This is a genomic window from Flavobacterium sp. 83 (assembly GCF_000744835.1).
In the GTDB taxonomy this organism is placed as follows: domain Bacteria; phylum Bacteroidota; class Bacteroidia; order Flavobacteriales; family Flavobacteriaceae; genus Flavobacterium.
On the sequence record NZ_JQMS01000001.1, the window covers coordinates 2,580,086 to 2,598,431 of the forward strand.

At 33.7% G+C, this 18,346-nt stretch carries 13 protein-coding genes; 3 read left to right on the plus strand and 10 right to left on the minus strand.

Annotation, left to right across the window (positions count from 1 at the left end):
* Nucleotides 1-33: 33 nt before the first annotated feature.
* The 8 genes from T410_RS11320 to T410_RS11355 all read right to left on the minus strand — a co-directional run bounded on the left by T410_RS11320 (nucleotide 34) and on the right by T410_RS11355 (nucleotide 12,371).
* Nucleotides 34-876, minus strand: a complete 843-nt coding sequence (locus T410_RS11320; RefSeq protein ID WP_035671742.1) for a PD-(D/E)XK nuclease family protein — start codon at nucleotides 874-876, stop codon at nucleotides 34-36.
* Nucleotides 876-3,464: a UvrD-helicase domain-containing protein gene (locus T410_RS11325; RefSeq protein ID WP_035671745.1), complete on the minus strand. Its 2,589-nt coding sequence runs from the start codon at nucleotides 3,462-3,464 to the stop codon at nucleotides 876-878. Before T410_RS11325 ends, T410_RS11320 begins: the two co-directional genes overlap by 1 nt.
* A 6-nt stretch (nucleotides 3,465-3,470) precedes the next feature.
* Complete coding sequence (locus T410_RS16915; protein ID WP_152556952.1) at nucleotides 3,471-5,438, minus strand: tetratricopeptide repeat protein; 1,968 nt, start codon at nucleotides 5,436-5,438, stop codon at nucleotides 3,471-3,473.
* Nucleotides 5,439-5,929: 491 nt separating this feature from the next.
* The gene (locus tag T410_RS11335; protein ID WP_035671747.1) at nucleotides 5,930-8,023 is read right to left on the minus strand and encodes a VapE domain-containing protein; all 2,094 of its coding nucleotides are present in this window, start codon (nucleotides 8,021-8,023) and stop codon (nucleotides 5,930-5,932) included.
* A gap of 97 nt (nucleotides 8,024-8,120) precedes the next feature.
* Complete coding sequence (locus T410_RS11340; protein WP_011964270.1) at nucleotides 8,121-8,402, minus strand: helix-turn-helix domain-containing protein; 282 nt, start codon at nucleotides 8,400-8,402, stop codon at nucleotides 8,121-8,123.
* Nucleotides 8,403-8,491: 89 nt separating this feature from the next.
* A complete protein-coding gene (locus T410_RS17080; protein WP_035671750.1) occupies nucleotides 8,492-9,379 on the minus strand; it encodes a hypothetical protein in 888 nt (295 codons plus the stop codon).
* Between the two features lie 270 nt (nucleotides 9,380-9,649).
* Nucleotides 9,650-10,867: a site-specific integrase gene (locus tag T410_RS11350; RefSeq protein WP_035671753.1), complete on the minus strand. Its 1,218-nt coding sequence runs from the start codon at nucleotides 10,865-10,867 to the stop codon at nucleotides 9,650-9,652.
* Between the two features lie 634 nt (nucleotides 10,868-11,501).
* On the minus strand, nucleotides 11,502-12,371 hold the full coding sequence (locus tag T410_RS11355; RefSeq protein ID WP_035671756.1) for a DUF808 domain-containing protein: 870 nt from the start codon (nucleotides 12,369-12,371) through the stop codon (nucleotides 11,502-11,504).
* Between the two features lie 201 nt (nucleotides 12,372-12,572).
* Between T410_RS11355 and T410_RS11360 the strand changes: the two genes are divergently transcribed.
* A complete protein-coding gene (locus tag T410_RS11360) occupies nucleotides 12,573-13,040 on the plus strand; it encodes an OsmC family protein (RefSeq protein ID WP_035674444.1) in 468 nt (155 codons plus the stop codon).
* Between the two features lie 21 nt (nucleotides 13,041-13,061).
* On the opposite strand, the gene T410_RS11365 is transcribed toward T410_RS11360, so the two are convergent.
* Nucleotides 13,062-13,709, minus strand: a complete 648-nt coding sequence (locus T410_RS11365) for an HAD family hydrolase (RefSeq protein WP_035671759.1) — start codon at nucleotides 13,707-13,709, stop codon at nucleotides 13,062-13,064.
* Nucleotides 13,710-14,197: 488 nt separating this feature from the next.
* On the opposite strand from T410_RS11365, the gene T410_RS11370 reads away from it, so the two are divergent.
* Together T410_RS11370 and T410_RS11375 are read left to right on the plus strand one after the other, a co-directional pair.
* Nucleotides 14,198-14,983: an IS982 family transposase gene (locus T410_RS11370; protein WP_369793036.1), complete on the plus strand. Its 786-nt coding sequence runs from the start codon at nucleotides 14,198-14,200 to the stop codon at nucleotides 14,981-14,983.
* A gap of 90 nt (nucleotides 14,984-15,073) precedes the next feature.
* Nucleotides 15,074-15,637 carry a hypothetical protein gene (locus T410_RS11375; RefSeq protein ID WP_035671762.1) on the plus strand — a complete coding sequence of 188 codons (564 nt, stop codon included), beginning with the start codon at nucleotides 15,074-15,076 and terminating at the stop codon, nucleotides 15,635-15,637.
* 90 nt (nucleotides 15,638-15,727) lie between these two features.
* On the opposite strand, the gene clpB is transcribed toward T410_RS11375, so the two are convergent.
* Entirely contained in the window at nucleotides 15,728-18,331 is a 2,604-nt protein-coding gene (clpB, locus tag T410_RS11380) for an ATP-dependent chaperone ClpB (RefSeq protein WP_035674447.1), read from the minus strand.
* Nucleotides 18,332-18,346: the final 15 nt, after the last annotated feature.

Sequence of the window (18,346 nt, forward strand, 5' to 3'; positions counted from 1 at the left end):
GTATTATAATTATGAAATGTAAAATTTATGATTTTAACTTTGTGGGTTTTCTGGTATTGTATTAATTTTTTCTAGGTTTATTGATGCGTTGATGAATTCTTCTTGGTCTGCATCGGAACCGTAATCTTCGTAATATTTTTTGAAACTCATAGTAGTGCCACGGTTCAACTTTGTTGCATATTCACGGAAAGAAGAGCAAGAGAAACGAGCGTCACAGTTACGACAAACACGAGTTGCAAATTTACTATTAGTTCCCTCTACCTTTTTATCTAAAATATCTACTGGTGGTGGAGTGAAACAATGTTTTTCGATATTATCTACTACTAAAGCAAAATCTAAAATTGTTTCTTTTACATTATCCTCAATGTATGGTATTTCGATAATTGGTTCCCATTTATCTAATTCTACTTGCATACGAGCTGTATTGCCAGTGAAATTTGCATCTTTAAGAGCTGCCGGAATGACTGTACTTATCACGGCTGTATGGTCTAACGGATTTCCACGAAGGTTTTCCCAAATGTGTGCATATACATTGAGTTGTTTTTCGTAAAGTTCTTTATTTGCAGTAACGAATTCCGGGTCGTGTGTTTTAATGTCATACATCCAAACTTCGTCTTCTTCACGAACAATATCAACTATACCCTCGATAGTAAAACTTCTTCCTTCTGGTGTTTTTTGGTCAGGTAATGTTAGTTTTACTTCTGTATCTGTTACTCTAGTTGCTACTTCTTTGAGTTTTCGGAAATAAAATAATACTTGGTTAAAAGCATCTTTTTGAGTTGCTTCGGTAAGTGAATGCCCTCCTTCAAGTTTTAGTAACTCGTAGTTTTGTGCAAATATTTCTTGAATTTTTAGTTCTATATCTTGGTCGGTCATTATGCAGTAGTTTTATTTCTTTGGTTAATCAATAAATGATGCAAATCTTCAATAGTTTGATGGACTAACGAACCAAAAAACATTGTTTGAGAACGAGAAGGTACAAAACCATATTTTCTGAAAATCATATAGTTTCTTGGACATTTTGAATATAAAAGATAATCGGAAGTGTAACTATAACTTTTACCTAAATCTTCTTTTACTAATGCAGCTTCAGGAACTTTGTTTAAATCAAAATCAGGTATTTTGTGTAAAGGATAATTACTGAAAATGTTTTTGAAAATTTCTGTAGCGGCTGAACCGTGAGTGTATTGTGGAAGCACTAACAAGTTTTGAGCACGAGAAAGAGCCACATAAAACATACGCATATTATCAAAATGTGAAATTTTGTCAAGCGGTTCTCCCTCTTTATTTAAAATGGAACGTACAATGATTTCTTTTTGGTCTGCTGCTTGTTCACGTTTGAAAACTGCCCCTAAAACCACTACAGGAAATTCTAACCCTTTGGATTGATGTATTGTTAAAAATGGAACTCTACCTTTTGGAAATGGGTCGTCTGCATCTTCATATTCGCTTTCACCTAATCTTTGAAGTGCATAAATGTATGATGCAAAGAAAGTTCTAACAAATTTCTCTTCTGAAAGGAAAGAAGCTGTTAGCAATGTACCATATTCATCCATAAAACGTGAAAGGTATTGCGAAAGTAGACCAAGGTTGCATATTGGCCCTTCATCTGTACCATCTTCTGCAAGAAGATACATATCACGGAAATGGCGAAAGCCATTTAGTTGATAAAAAAGGTCAAGTATAGTCCAGTCTAACGATGTTGTACGATTGATAATGTAATCAATGGAATAAGACTTATTGTCTTTTTCTTTTAACTCAACAACAGTTTTGAAATAGGAATTGGTTAAGTTTTTCTTTGCTTTTATTGATAGTTTTGGTGTTTCGGCAAAATCTCTAATCATTGATATTTTGAATGGTTCTTTTCTGTCCCATTTTTTCTTATTGATTAAATTTAGTAGTAAATTATAGTCTTCTAATGCTACTTTTATTTCTGCTTTTTTATCTGTTACATATTCTTTTAGAAGATTGTCTTCTTTCATAAGGTCGTCTGCATAACTCATACATTCTATCATCCAGTTACGGAACTGAATTAGATTTTGGCTACTTGTATTGCCATAATGAGGACGATCAAATATTTTAAGCATTAATCCAAAAATTGCTTTTGCTTCATCAACTTGGACAAAACTTCTTGCTCTTGGTGCATAAACCGGAATTCCTAATTCTTCGAAAGCATCAGAAAAACCAGTAACCCTTGTACTTCCTTTTAGATATGGGAAAAGAAAAGCACATTGATTGTAATCTTTGATTTTACCTGTTCGTTTTAAATCAAAAACTAATTGAGCGACTTCTTTGTAAACATTCTCGGCTTTGTCTCTGGTAGAAACAATTACTGAAGGTTCAACATCAGAACTGTGAGCTTTTATTATTTTATCATTTACTCTAAAATGAGTGCCTAATTTTTTTGGATTTTCCCAGTTTGTTTGTTCAATAAAGTGTGTGTACAAGTCAACAATTTTCTTTCTTGAACGGTAATTAATATCTAAATCTATCCGTTTTGGTTTTTTGCCGATATTGGTTAAACATCTGTCTTCAAACTCTACAAGGTTCTCAACTGTTGCTCCTCTGAAACGATAAAGTGCTTGGTCGTCATCACCAACTACACAAATATTTTTTGAGCCACTAGATAAAGCAAAATATAACTTTTCTTGAATAGCATTTGTATCTTGATACTCATCAATGATTATGTGTTTGAAAACATTTCCAGAGTTTGCAAAGTTTTGAATTGCTGTGTAGGCTTCTAATTGTAAAAGTGAAAAATCAACTTGTTTTGTATAAGAGTTTAATTGAAGTGAATTTAGATAATACTCGTACATTTTTAGTAATGACTTTAGAACTACATCACTTGTTTTTATTGTTTTAGGGTCTAAATTTTCTTCTGAAAAACGATTGAATAATGCAATACAAGCTGTAACCGCTAAGTGTCTTGAGTTTATTTCTCTGCCTTGAAGGTATTTTGTGATTGCGTTTTGTGCTATTTCATCGTCTGCAAAACCTCCAGCTGTCCAAAGTTCAGCCCAAAAATGTTTATTGTAAATTTTGAAATATTGTGAAAGTGTGTCCATCAGAATAGGTGCATTTTTTCTTGCTCCACCTTCCGAAAACCTTCTATCTGTTATAAGTGATTGACAAATTGAATGTACTGTTCCAATAGACATTTTGGAAATATCGAAAGGTTTTCCAGTAACATTAGTTACTATACCCAACAATGTTCTTAAACCATCTTTTAATTGAAGTGATGCCTTTTCTGTAAATGTAGAAAGGAAAATGTCTTCGGGTTTAATATTATGAAAAACTATTAAATTTAATGTTCTCCAGAGCAAAACTCTAGTTTTGCCTGATCCTGGACCAGCAGTTAAAAATAATGGACCATCGATGTGAAGAATTGCATCACGTTGACTATCGTTGGGAGTAAATCCTTTGATAGCCCAAAGCTCTTCTATTGTTGTTGGTTTATATGCCATCAAAAGTTAAATATTAATTTTTTTAGCCATTTCGAACTCTTTACCAAAATCTAATCCCAAGTGCTGTACTTGTTCCGGCATAGCCAATGCCCAAGAAACATAGTAAAAAGCCAAGACTTGATTACCGGAAAAGCGTTTGTTGTTTATGCTTGAAATGATGTAATCTTTTTTGTTGGGGTCAATTCCTTGTGTTCCTAACATTGCGATTTCGAAAGCAGCTTGTTTTATGTCAGAAGCTCCTTTTTCTTTGAAATGTTTTAAAGCTTCGACCATAAACATCACGATAGCCATATTGGTACCGATTTCTTCTTGGTGTTTTTGGAATTTTTCCATTTCTCTTTTTTGAAATGGGTCTTCTGGTTCCTCCAATCCGAAAGGGTCTTGTTGTAATTTATTTAAGAAATCATCGATGCTGTTTTTACTCTCGAATTTTGCTTCGCTTTCGAGTTCAAAGAATGTATCTAAACTAAGGTCTTGCGCCCAATGTTTTACTAACTCGTATTCTTCACCTGGTTTGCGATCTTCACGGTATTCGATAAATTCTTTGTAGAATGTTTCTGCAAGCTTTAGTTCTGCCTGAGTTGGCTTAAAATCCTGAATAGTATCAATGCCAAATAATTCTTTGAACTGCATCGCGTTAACCAAACTGAAAGTTCTTGTTTTGGAGATTACCTCTTTGGGAGCAATGTCTAGAATTCTTTCGTCAGTAACTGCTTTTATGGCATCTTGAAGCATACCAAATAATGATAGAAATTGGTATGGTCTTAGTTCTGCATATTCTTTGTACAGAAAATCTTCGATGAATACATCGATAGGAGTATTGTAGGTTTGCAAGTTTAAGCCACTGAATATACTTTCAATGAAAAAGTCAATCGTGGATGGGTCTTGTATTTTAAATTTTAAGTTATTGATTGCCGCAAGTATAGTGTCAATAAAATTGTTTTTGTTTTGTTGAGTTGAAATGAATACTTGGTTTAAGTTTTCTTTTCTCGCTTGGTTAACAAAATCTAAATGTACCAATTCGTGCATTACTAAATGCTCTACTGCCGGATAAGTACTTTTGTATTTTACTATGTGTTTGTTACGGTTGTATCTTTCTGCAATTTCTACTTTGGCTGCTGTTTTGATTTCATCATCAGCATAAATGTCTATTTCAGTTCCACCTTCTGCTTCCAGTTGGCTACGGTATTTGAAGAATATTTTTTTACCATCAAAATCACCGGCTATTACCTTGGCGACTTCAAATGCCTGTTTTACTGCATTTTGATATAAGGCATCTTTTTGAGTTGAAAATTTAATTGCTTGTAAAGTACTGTAGAAAGCAGAATGTAGGTCGTTTTCTGATTGTGCAATTAACGAAAGAATGAAATGCGCATTAGGGTACTTTTCGTTTAATTTGATTGTTTCCCAAGCGTATTTTTTAGCTTCTTCGAGTTTGTTCTCTTGAAATAGTAAATAGGCAATGTTTGCCAAGGTAATATGATCCGCTTTGTTTGCCAGTATTGCTTGATCGTAATAAATCAAGGCTGTTTTTAAATCTTTCTTGTGTTTGGCGAAAATATTACCCATCATCAGTAATCCCCAACCGTTTGAGGAATTCCAACGTAGGGCGTCAATCAATGCGTTAATGGCTTCGTCTTGGTCACCTTGTTCGGACAGTATTTGCCCCAAAATTCTATGAAATTCAGAATTGGAAGGATTTTTTTGAATGAGTTTCTCCAGGATAATTTTGGCATCGTCAAACTTTCCTTTTTCGCATAATGCTACTGTTTTATTATAATCGGCATCCTGAGTTATTATGTATTCTGTATCGACATCGATAGTTACAATACCATCTTTTATGGAAACCTTTGGCACAAAAGGACCATAGGTGTAGTATTTTTGGATTGCATTGATGATTTCCTTTTCACTGGCATTCTCCAACTCTGGGAAGATGGTGTATAGAAAATCGTTTATTTTATGAACTATTTGCATTAATTATTTGCTTGTTAAGATGTCTAAATTATTATTGAAATGCCATCCTTTTTTACCCCTTTTACAGAAGGCTTATTGTACTAAGAATAGTATTTTTTCAATAACGACGTAAATATATGAAAAAGCAAATCAAAGTTATTTGAGGAAAGCCGTAAACGGAGGAAAATAAGTGAAAAAAAGTGAAAATAAATTTAGGGCAAGGAGGGTAAGGTAATTTGGAGTAAAAGATATTTAATTTTTTTATAAAATAAAAAACGGTTTTAAGTGGCTGTTCGAGTGCAAAGTGAAACGAATACTTTATTATTTTACACTGATATGGTCTTATGTTACCCGATTGTTTGAGAAGAAAAAAAACAAAAAATGTTTGTGGTGTTTTTTGGTTACCCTGCCTGCCCTGTGAAAATGATGTAAATCGAAGTATTAGAAAGTAGGTAAAATAAAAAAAGTGGAAACGCTAGTTTTCCACTCTAAAAATGATGATTTTTTTTTGTTTATTCTTCAACCACTTTGTTTCTGTTGTCAACGTCTTCCCAAGTGTTTTCTATTAAAGCGTACACAGCTATACCGTTCTTTTTTAAGCGAATGAAGTTGTGTTTTTTTAATGCTTTGCCTAACTTGTTTATTGTGCCATCAGTGATGTTTATTTTAGCTTTTTCAGCAAGTTTAGCTGCTATTTGAGAAGCATTTAGGAAAACATTAGCCTTTTCTCTTTCGCAAGGTTCAAACCACGTTAAAAGCAATTCTTCTTCTGGACTGTGAAGTTGGTATTGTTCGTTATTTTCGGTGATGTTTTTGATTTCTTCCTGGTCGAACCAATATCTAAAGCCACTTTTGAAAAGAAATAACGCTTGTGAAAATGCCATATTGATATCTACATTGTGCTGGTATTTGATGCCTTCTAACTCAAAACAAAGAAACCTTCTGCTTCCTGTACTGTCGTTTAAGAACTGTGCTGTATTGACACTTCCTGCGAACGATGCCCTTCTGGGCATTGTTTCGTTGTTGTGTCCGTAGGCTTTTCTCATTCTGATTTGGGTTTTTGTAATGATTTCTTTGAGTGATCCAATTTCAGAACGGTTTAAATTTTCGAGCTCGTCCAAGTTGATTAACATACATTCTGAAAGCTGCACCAATGTATCTTTGTTGTTTGGGTTTATGGTTCCGGAAAATAGATATTCTTTCAAAGGTTTCGGTACAAGCTTTTCAACCCACGTTGTTTTTCCTAATCCTTGTTTGCCACTGAACACAATAACGGTGTGATTGATTACTTTATCATCGAGAACACAACCGACCATTGCGACCAACCATTTTTTGAAACATTGTTGCCAAAGGTCTTGTTTTGTAGTTGTGATTGTGTTGGCTAATTCGGTAATGTAATCGGTCTTTTCATCATAAGAAGGTAAATTGAAAAAGTAATCTTCAAAAGGGTTGAACAGCACACAAAAATCAGAATAAAGCAAGTTTCGTAGTGAAGATAAATTTGTTTTAATTCGACCTTTTAAACATTCTCGAAGCATTGAATTTTCAATAAAATCATTCATCACATTCCACTTCTTTTTACCGAAATATTGGAACTCTAACTTACCTGAAACCATATTATGACGAAATACATATCTTGTTGATAAAAACAACTCTAAACGGTCAATTTGGGTTGGTTTTGGTTTGTCTTCGTCGTCTTCATCCTCTATAATAGTTGTTGGTTTTTCTGTTTTTTGTGTTTGGATTTTAGGAGCTTCATATTTCTCATTTTTGCCAAACTCGTGACTATTTCCGTAAGCACTGTTTACTGCTTGTGTTACTTCTTTTTCATCATATCCAAAGTCTGTTAGAATATATCCCAGAGCTTCTTGCAATGCTACTCCTTTACGGTTTAGATTACACGCTAGTTGGTGCACGAATACGTTGCGACTACCATTCACAAATTGCACTTTTTTTTCAGTAAAATTTACGCAATGGTTGTAGATTGCATCGGTATTAATAACAATTGTTGGTTCTGTTCTTTTAAACTCCCTCTCGATGTTAGCTTTAGGTTCTTTTTCTTGTTCTGTAGCACTAAATATTTTTGCGTTTTCATTGTAATAAAGGTTTTCATCATAAGAATAAAAGCATAGTCTGGTTAAGTCTTTGCCTGATTTGTCTATTTCCAGTTTTAAAATTGCCTCATAATGTGCTTGTACCAATAGGAAAGCTTCTTTGTGATTGGCTTTATCTGAATTGATTTTTACTAGAATTTTTAATCCGTTACCTGATGGACTGATGAAACTGGCAAATGTGAATTCACTTTGATTGGCCAAATGCTTTGCATTTTGCAAATCGGCAGCACTTAATTTGTCGATGTCCAGAATAATACAATTTGAATAATTCGCAAGGAATTCCAATTTTCGACCTCCAACAAACTTTCCTGAAGGCGTGAATGCTGGAAGTGATTTCTTGGCTTTGTTGTATGCTTCTGTTTTGTTTTCGGCAAGTGATTTACGCAAGTAAATAATGCCGGGTTTGTACTTTCCTGTTTTGATTTCTTCTAAAATTGTTGAGATTGTTTTGTGTTCTACAACCTCGTTGAAGTTTTTAAAGACTGTTACCATTGATTAGGTTTTAAAATTATTTTTCAAGATTAGAAGTTTCCCTTTTGTGACTGGTATGCAATCACAACTTTCGCAAGTTCCGTTACACTCTTTCATTTTATCTTCCTTTGAAAGATTTGTTGTAATGCTCTGTAAGGAGCTTTTCAACATCAGAAAGTTTGTAGTAGATTTTGTTTCCAACTTGACTAAATGAAATTTTACCTTCGTCTCTCCAGGTTTGAGCTGTACGTTTTGAAATTTTCATCAGAAGAAGAAATTCTTGATTGTCAAGAAAGGTTTCTTTCTTTGGGTCAGCCTTAATTGAGATTTGGCTTTGAATTGTGTCTAATTTGCTCATTAGATCTGTGAACTGGTCTTTTGTGAAGATAATTGCATCCATTTTTAAAAGTTTTAAATTGTTATGGTGCAAATGTGAGAAGTTGTAAAAAGTCCAAAAGTCCTGAAATGGTCTTTCAGGACTATTTTGTTTTAGAGCATTTTGTCGATGTCTATTCTTTTGTGGGGTTTCGGACGTTTTTCGGTTCTTGAAGGAGTGAGTATTGTTTTGACTGTTTCAGGACTTATATCTTTTCCATCTTTGTCAAGATAAGAATTTACGATAATTGCCACCATATCATTAACCGAACCATCAAGGATTGATTTACCATCCACAAATAGTTCTCTCAGAAACTGATAATGAATATCAATAAACTGGTTTAAATTGCAATTGATTTGCATTTTTTTGAAAGGCATTTGAATGCCTGCGTTGTGATTTTGAGCTTCTTTAATTGCCGTTTGTATTTTTTGTAAGGCATAAATATTCTCTATTTCTTTGGTGCATTGTGCATCATAAAACGGTGTCTTTTGATTGATAAACTCAATATTGGCTTGTTGGTATTCAAACATTTCTTTGGTTAACAACAATATTTTTTGATTGTCATCATTGATTTTTTCGAGCTGCTTTTTTATCTCATAAAATGAAAAATAACGGTCTTCACTTTCGGCATTAATGAATTTTTTAGGTGTTTTTACAACTGGTTCTTTTACGCTCAAAGATTGCAGCTCTGTTCGTTTTTTTTCGATTAAAATGTACAACTTATTGTATCTACTCATAGCCGTTTTGGAGCTGAAAAAGGCTTCATTATTGGCTAATAATTTTTCGAGTTTACATATCCATATTTCCGGGTTCTTCACCTGGTTGAATTGATAATCGATAAATGCAGGAAATTGAGATTGTTTGAGTTCTAGAATTTTTGCAATTAAAGCATTGCAATAGTTTTGAATGTTGATTTTGTCTTCAATGATTATATCAAATAAAGGATTTTTGGCTAGAGCCGAAGGCACTGCCAATAATTCTACAAACGGAGCTGTTTGCATATTTTGATCCTTTGAATTCAAATTTTAATATGTTTTTTTTGGTATTCATTTAGTATTGAAAGGTAATTAAAAGCGGTTTTTTATTGGTCGCTTTTTGGAAGTCCTAGTGTTTTCTACTAGTGTTCGTTTATCACTCGTTTCGAATGCTTTAAAAATTACTTGTTTACTCTGATGTAAAGTTATAAAATAAAAAAAATCCTTGTTAAAGGATTTTAGTTGAAGTTATTAACAATCGTTTAATGTCAATAAAATAGACACTTAACACGTTATTTAAAAAATATAGTTATCAACTGCTTTGTCCAGTTCCTCACTGATAATTTTAGCATATACCTGCGTGGTGCTGATGTCACGGTGGTCCATTAATTTAGAAACGTGCTCAATTCTCATACCATTATTTAACGCATTTGTCGCAAAACTGTGTCTTGATAAATGGAACGAAAGGTCGAAAGGTAAATTTATTTTTGTACCCATTTTTTTCAGGTGCCAGTTTGCTAATTTATTGAAAGCTGCTGTTTGAAAATAACGTTTTGCTTCACTGTTCAAATAGCCTTCTTTGTCCATAATAATCGGAAAGATAAAATCATCGTGATTGGCATTTACTTTTTTGTATTTTTCTAAAATATCGATAGCCACTTTTCCAATTTTGAACTGGTGTACTCTTCCAGTTTTACGAATGTGTTTGTTGATTTTATGTTCAGCTTCATTGTAATTAGAATATTGCATTTCGATAACATCACTAAAACGCAATCCTCCGGCATAAATAGAGAAAAGGAATAAATCTCTCCACATCATAGCTTTTTTCCCTTCTATGAGCTTTAAATTGGTTAAAGCATCAATCTGTACTTTATTAAGAAATAATCTTTTAGATGAACTGATTTTGAGGGTTATTTTGCTAAAAGGAAACATCGTTTCGGGAATTACTTCTTCACGAATAGCATCCCTGAATATGGTTCCGAGCACAATTATAGAAAGGCGTTGCGTTGTATCTCCGTTGCCTAAAGTATCTCCTAAATGAAATTTATAGTCGTTTAATAGTGCTACCGTAATTTCATCAAAATATACATCCTTTGTTCCCATATATTTTTCAAATTTATCAACCTGAGAGGTGTATGCTCTGTAAGTGGAATAAGAAACAGTACTTTTGATTTTCTCTAATCTCTTTCTGGCATATTCAAAAAAGTTTGGCACTTCTTTTCCCTTTATGGCTTCTTTGAGTTTTTTAACCGATACCGTTTTTATTTTACGTTCCATATCGGCAACCTGACCTTCGGCATCTGCAATCTTTTGAGATAATGCAGCATTCATCCTGGCACTATTGGAATGGTTCTTTTTTACTTTCTGCTTTACTTCATCCCACTCGTTCTCTTTTAGCTTCACTCCAGCAGTGATAAATTTCGTTTTTCTATCTTTTATAATTCGGATATACAAAGGGCTGTGTCCTGTTTGGTCTACCTGATGTGTTCTTAAAATTAGTTTTACTGATGCCATAATAATAGGATTTTAGAAATGTTATACTACTTTTGTAAATTAATGCAAACGAGTGAAAGTATTGTAAATAAAGGGTTTTCAATTGGGTGCATCGTGATACGAAGGTACAACATTGGGTACAACAAAACAAGTATTTCGTTGCTTTTTGTTGCTTAAAATTGCATTGTTCATTTTTATAAAGTCAATGAATACAACACTTTAAGTGCAATTGGGAGGGTTGAATGAAAAGTTGTAGATAACTTGTATATAAGCGAAAAAAACCTTCGCCAATCTACCCATTTTTGGTTGTATATACGAAGTTTAGTTTCGCTTTATATTTTCTCAAATATATAAAAATTTTTCTTACAAATTAGTAAGCAACTTTTTTATTCCAATATGATTTATAACAGATTCTAAACTTTAATAAAGCACTTTTTTCGAAAATTTTATTCTGGAAAAAACTCGTTGTCAAATAGCCCCGATGGGAGCAAGTATCCCACGCTTTTGGGCGTGGATACTGCGGACAGCGGGACAACTCGTCTTGAAAAATTAGAAATGTTCTGCTCCTAATAAAGCGAAAAAAACACCAGCCTTTCGACTGATGTTTTCCTAGTTTTTTAATTATTTATACAACTAAAGTGTATTTAATTGTTGCTTACTTTTTGGCAATGATTTTTTTGAACAGCGTAACAATTCCCAAAACAATTCCTCCAATTACAAGGCCGATTAAAAATTCGGTTACAATGGAAGGTAATTGGGGTAATACGCCATGTAAAAAACCGATATTGTGTACAAATATACCACCTGCTACTAACAGTAAGGCGATGGTACCTATAAAAGATAAACTTTTGATGACTTTTGGCAGTGCTTTTACTAATATATTACCCAATTTATTTGTAAAACTTTGTTCTCTAGTATTTAATTGAATTAGTTTTAGACCTGCTTCATCCATTCTTACAATTAGTGCTACAATCCCGTAAACACCAACTGTTGCTAGTATTGCAATGATGGAAACAACTAGGATTTGTGATAAAATAGGTTTTCCTATAACGGTGCCGAGCGCAATAATTACAATTTCTACTGATAATATAAAATCAGTCACTATTGCTGATTTTATTTTTACTTTTTCTAAAGTCAAAATTTCTTCTTCGGTCATTGGTTCCAAAGAAATTTCGTGTTTTGAATTTTCGTGCGGGAAGAAGTATTCGTATATTTTTTCGGCACCTTCGTAGGCTAAATAAAGTCCTCCAAGCACTAAAATTATGATAACTGCTACCGGTAAAAATGCGCTCAACAAAAAAGCGATGGGTAAAATGATTGCCTTATTGAGCAGAGAACCTTTTGCAATTGCCCATAATACCGGAAGCTCTCGCGATGAAACAAATCCGGAAGCTTTTTCGGCATTTACTGCCAAATCATCACCTAAAATACCAGCCGTTTTTTTGGCGGCAAATTTACTCATTACGGCAATATCATCCATGATTGCTGCGATATCATCCAGTAGTGCGAAAAAACCTGATGCCATTTAATTTATTTTAAGAACTGCGCGACTTTTGGCATTGTTACACCAAAATTTAACCATGCAGTTTTGTTTGTTTATTCCTGCGAAGCTAAAACTTTTTTATTTACTCTATTTATAAAATGGGTGAATTTTTAGTTAATATTCACCCAAAATCTTTCTGTATTTGTAGTACTGTTTTTATTTACTTTTGGAATAAAAAAAATGATGGGATTCAAACATGTATTTAAAGCTAAATTAGATTGGTTTTTTTCTAAAAACGAAGCGGCGAAGTATACAAAAAGTCATACTATAACTATTGATGGTAAGTCTGTTCTAAATGTTTCGGCAGCTAAAGCTTTCAAAGGAGATCCTGCTTTGCACAATCCTGAAGACCTGTTATTGAGTAGCGTGGTTTCCTGTCACATGATGTCTTACTTGTATCTTTGTAAACAAAATGATATTGAGGTGGTGTCTTATACAGACGAAGCGGAGGCAACTCTTGAAGTTTCAGCCGACGGTAGCGGACGCTTTATTGCCATTACTCTAAATCCGAAAGTTCGTATTACTAACAAAGAAAAAATAGTTGAGGCACTTAGCTTGCATAAAAAAGCTAACCAACTCTGTTTTATAGCCAACTCGTGTAATTTTCCAATTCTGCATTGTCCAACTTGTGAAATTGAAGCTCTCGATTAAAGAGTTGCATTGTTAATTTTTTTATAAAATCTCAATTAAATCAGAAGGTTGGTTTAATATATATTTAGCTCCATTTGAAAGCAATTCTTCTTCGGGTCTATAGCCCCATGAAACCCCTACAGCGAACATATTAGCATTTGTAGCCGTTTGCATATCAATACCGGAATCTCCTATAAAAATGATTTCTTCGGCTTTTAGGCCAAAGCTTTTACTAATTTCCATTGTTTTAAACGGATTTGGTTTTTTTAGCGCTTCTGTTGTCAAACCCACTATTGGATTAAAATAATCAGGAAATAGGGTTGCTGTAATTTCCTTTGTCAGGTCATCAGCTTTATTAGAGAATACGCTTAGTTTTATATTGCGGGATTTTAATTCGTCTAATAATTCAAATATCCCATCATAGGCTTTTGTTTTGCACGTACAATTATCACGATATATAGCAACCATCAAATCGTAACACTGATTAATTTGTGTTTCATCATTATGTGTTGCAGGCATGGCTTTACTGACCAAATTTCTGAGGCCACTACCAATGAAATATTGATAAGCATCATAACTGTGAGTAGGGTAGTTGAGACTGATAAGAACGCTGTTCATAGCATCTGCAATGTCTTCCAGTGAATTTACCAATGTTCCGTCTAAATCAAAAATAATTCCTTTAAATGCCATTTTTCATTTTTATAGGAATCGAAAAAGTCAGCATTTCGATTCTAGTTTGGATATCATGCCCAAAGATAGGATATTGTTTTTTTTCTTTTTGTGACTTTTAAAAATTTATAGTTGCTTGCCTTTGTTAGTGTTTACGTGCGAGATTCACCTTGTTTCTATATTTTTAGCCAAGTTTAGCGTAATGGATACGGAGTGCTAAACTTCGCAAATTAAAAGTATTGTTTTATTTACATTACTGTCACAGAGCGTTCTGAAACCAGAATTAATAGATAATAAAAATCTTATTTTTTAACCCGTTGGGTGTAATTATTTGAAGTAAAAAATATTGATTAGATATTGGTCAAGATACTGAAATTCAGTATCTTGAAGTCGTCAAACAACCAATATCTATGTCAAATATAGTAAAAAATTATTTTAGAGTTTTAGAAGTTATAAGTTCTTTGAATATTGCATTTAATACAGAAATTCGAGCTGGAAGAAAGTTTAAAATGTCTGATTTAGAAGTAGTTGCTTTAAGTTTAACATCTGAATTTATGTCTATTGACAGTGAAAATTCATTTTTTAATCAGTTGCAAAATGGACAAATTTCTAATCTAATTGAACGAAGTCAGTATAATAAGAGAAGGAAAAAATTATTCCATTTTGCTGAAGAAATCAGACAACATTTATATTCAAAATTCACAGAATTTGAGAACTATTTTGTTGTTGATAGTATGCCACTTGAGATTTGTAAAATGGCTCGTCATAATAGGATTAAAATTTGTAAGGGTGATTTTCAGACTGCGCCAGATAAAGGTTTTTGTGCATCACAAAACTCTTGGTTTTATGGTTACAAACTTCACGGAGTTTGTACTGTTTCTGGGGTTTTTCAATCAATAGATATTACAAAAGCAAGTGTTCACGATGTACATTTATTAAAAGATTTAAAATATCAAATGTCTGATTGTGTGCTTCTTGGAGATAGAGGTTATTTGTCTTCACCATTACAATTAGATTTGTTTGAAACAGCAAATATAAAATTAGAAACTCCAATGAGAATCAATCAAATTGGGTATAAAAAACAACCCTACATATTTAGAAAATCAAGAAAAAGAATAGAGACATTATTCTCTCAATTGTGTGATCAATTTATGATTAGACGAAATTATGCTAAATCTTTTCAAGGTTTTAAAACAAGAATTTTAGCTAAAATAACAGCATTAACTTTGGTACAATTCATTAATAAATTTATTTTTGAAAGACCAATAAACAATATTAAAACACAAATAATCTAATTGCACCCAACGGGTTATTTTTTATTAAATTCTAAAGAAATACAATTAGATTTGTGAGCAGTAAATGAGATAAATCTTCAATAAAATTACATGAGAAAAATATATTACACTCTTTTTTTGTTCTTTTTAGTATTTAAAATTTCTAGTCAAAATGTACAAGTAGATATCATAACCAAGCAAAATGACACTATAAAAGAATTCAGATTAAAAAAGGATTATTCATTTGAAAATTCAATGGTGTTGGATTTAGAAAAAAAACTAGTTGTTGTTAATGTAAAAGGTGAAAAAAAAGAGTTTTTGCCCAATGAATTAAAATCTTTTAGTTTTACAAGAGAGAATAAACGGGTTGAGTTTATTAATATTGATGATAATGTATTTGGATTAGTAATGTATTCCAATAAATTAAAATTATTAAAGGTAATAAAACCTGGTTATACAACTGTCAATATTTATGTTATTGTAAGGCCAAATAATAGCAAGCCATCATTTATGGAAGCTATGGGGCTAGGCAGGCTTATCTCTAAAAAAGTTATTAGCCGTGAAATTACTGATTGTCCAAGTGTATTAGAAAAGGTAGAAAATAAAACATTAAAAATTAGTGGAGAAGAAGGAGTTGTAGAATTGATAAAAGATTATGAATCAAGCTGTTTTTAATTTTATTTATAAATAAAAATTTTCTTGTATAAAATAAAAAGACTTCACAGGTTTGATTCTGTGAAGTCTTTTTTTATTAGAATTGGATGATTAATGCACTAATTCGCTTTGATTCCTAAAAACCAGTTTACCATCAAAAGCATCGATTAGAACGATACTGTCTGTAGTTATTTTTCCTGATAGAATTTCTTTGGATAATTCATTAAGCACATCTCTTTGAATTACTCTTTTAACCGGTCTGGCACCAAATTGCGGATCGTATCCTTTCTCAGATAAATAGGCAATAGCTTCTGGAGTTGCATCCATCGTGATGCCTTGCTGCGCTAACATTTTAGTTACACTTTTCAGTTGTAATCCTACAATTTGAGCAATGTTTTCATTGGTTAACGGTGTGAACATCACAATTTCGTCAATACGATTGATAAATTCAGGACGTACCGTTTGTTTTAACAATCCCAGTACTTCCACTTTTGCAGCTTCGGTTGCGGCTTCCACACCTCCTTTTAAATTCTCAAATTTATCTTGAATAATCTGGCTTCCCATATTAGAAGTCATGATGATAATTGTGTTTTTAAAATCGGCTAAACGTCCTTTGTTATCTGTCAGACGTCCTTCATCCAAGACTTGTAATAAGATGTTGAACGTATCCGGATGCGCTTTTTCAATCTCATCCAATAAGATTACGGAATAGGGTTTTCTACGAACGGCTTCGGTCAATTGTCCACCTTCATCATACCCTACATATCCTGGAGGCGCACCGACCAAGCGGCTTACGCTGTGTCGTTCTTGGTATTCGCTCATGTCAATACGGGTCATCGCATTTTCATCGTCAAACAGGTATTCGGCCAGAGCTTTTGCCAATTCGGTTTTACCAACTCCTGTTGTTCCAAGGAATAGAAAGGTTCCCACCGGTTTTTTCATATCTTGTAATCCAGCACGGCTTCTGCGCACGGCATCACTCACGGCTTGAATGGCTTCTTCCTGACCTACAACTCTGTGATGCAGTTCATCTTCCAGTTTCAATAGTTTTTCTCTTTCGCCCTGAAGCATTTTCATCACTGGAATACCTGTCCATTTGGCCACGACTTCAGCAATGTCTTCACGGGTCACTTCTTCTTTTATCAACGAAGTTCCGGATTGGTTTTCTTGTAATTCCTTCAGCAAAATATCTAAACGTTCTTGCGCTTCCTTGATTTTACCATAACGAATTTCGGCAACTTTTCCATAATCGCCTTCACGTTCGGCACGCTCTGCTTCGTATTTGAAATCCTCAATCTCAGTTTTTACGGCTTGAATATTATCGACTACATCTTTCTCTGATTTCCATTTGGCGTAGATTTCGTTGCGATCTTCTTTGAGATTTGCCAAATCCATGCCTAGGATTTTGAGTTTGCTTTCGTCTTTTTCGCGTTTAATGGCTTCAATTTCAATTTCCAATTGCATGATTTTTCGATCCAATACATCGAGTTCTTCGGGTTTCGAATTGATTTCCATACGCAATTTTGAAGCTGCTTCATCCATTAAATCAATAGCTTTGTCCGGTAGAAAACGGTTGGTAATGTAGCGTTGTGATAATTCTACGGCTGCTATAATTGCATCGTCTTTGATTTGGACTTTATGATGGGTTTCGTATTTTTCTTTGATTCCACGCAAAATCGAAATAGCACTTTCAGTATCCGGTTCTTCGACCATTATTTTTTGGAAACGTCTTTCGAGTGCTTTATCCTTTTCGAAATATTTTTGGTATTCGTCTAATGTGGTTGCTCCAATAGCGCGCAGTTCTCCACGAGCCAAGGCCGGTTTCAAGATATTTGCAGCATCCATAGCACCTTCGCCACCTCCTGCGCCTACGAGTGTGTGAATTTCGTCAATGAATAAAACGATATCACCTTCGGCAGAAGTTACTTCTTTTACCACGGATTTCAATCGCTCTTCAAATTCTCCTTTGTATTTTGCACCGGCAATCAACGCTCCCATATCAAGCGAATAAACGATTTTATCTTTCAAATTGTCTGGAACATCTCCATCTACGATTCGGTGGGCTAATCCTTCGGCAATGGCAGTTTTTCCCACACCGGGTTCTCCTACTAGCATGGGATTATTTTTAGTTCTACGAGTTAAAATTTGCAATACCCTGCGAATTTCCTCGTCCCGACCAATAACGGGATCCAGTTTTCCAGAACGTGCGAGTTCGTTTAGATTTTTGGCATATTTATTTAATGAATTGTAGTTTTCTTCAGCAGAAGCAGAAGTTACACGTTCTCCTTTTCGCAATTCTTCTATTGCGGCTTTCAATCCTTTTCCAGTAACACCCTGATCTTTTAATATTTGGGCAGCCTTGGTTTTTGAATCAAAAATTGCTAAAATCAAATGCTCTACGGAAACGAATTCATCATTCATTTTCTTTGCAATAATTTCCGCTTCGTTCAACGTTGTGTTTGCGGTTCTGGAAAGCATAATTTCGCCACCAGAAACTTTTGGAAAACTCTGAATTGTGCTGTCCAATATTTGAAGAAAAAGAGGAACATTCACGTTCAGTTTTTTCAAAATAAAAGGAGCCACATTTTCATCGACTTCAAAAATAGCCTTGAAAATATGTTCGTTTTCTATTTGTTGCTGTCCTTGGCTTTGCGCCAATTGTTGCGAAAGCTGAATGGCTTCCTGGGATTTGATAGTAAATTTATTTATGTTCATGATGTTATATTGTTT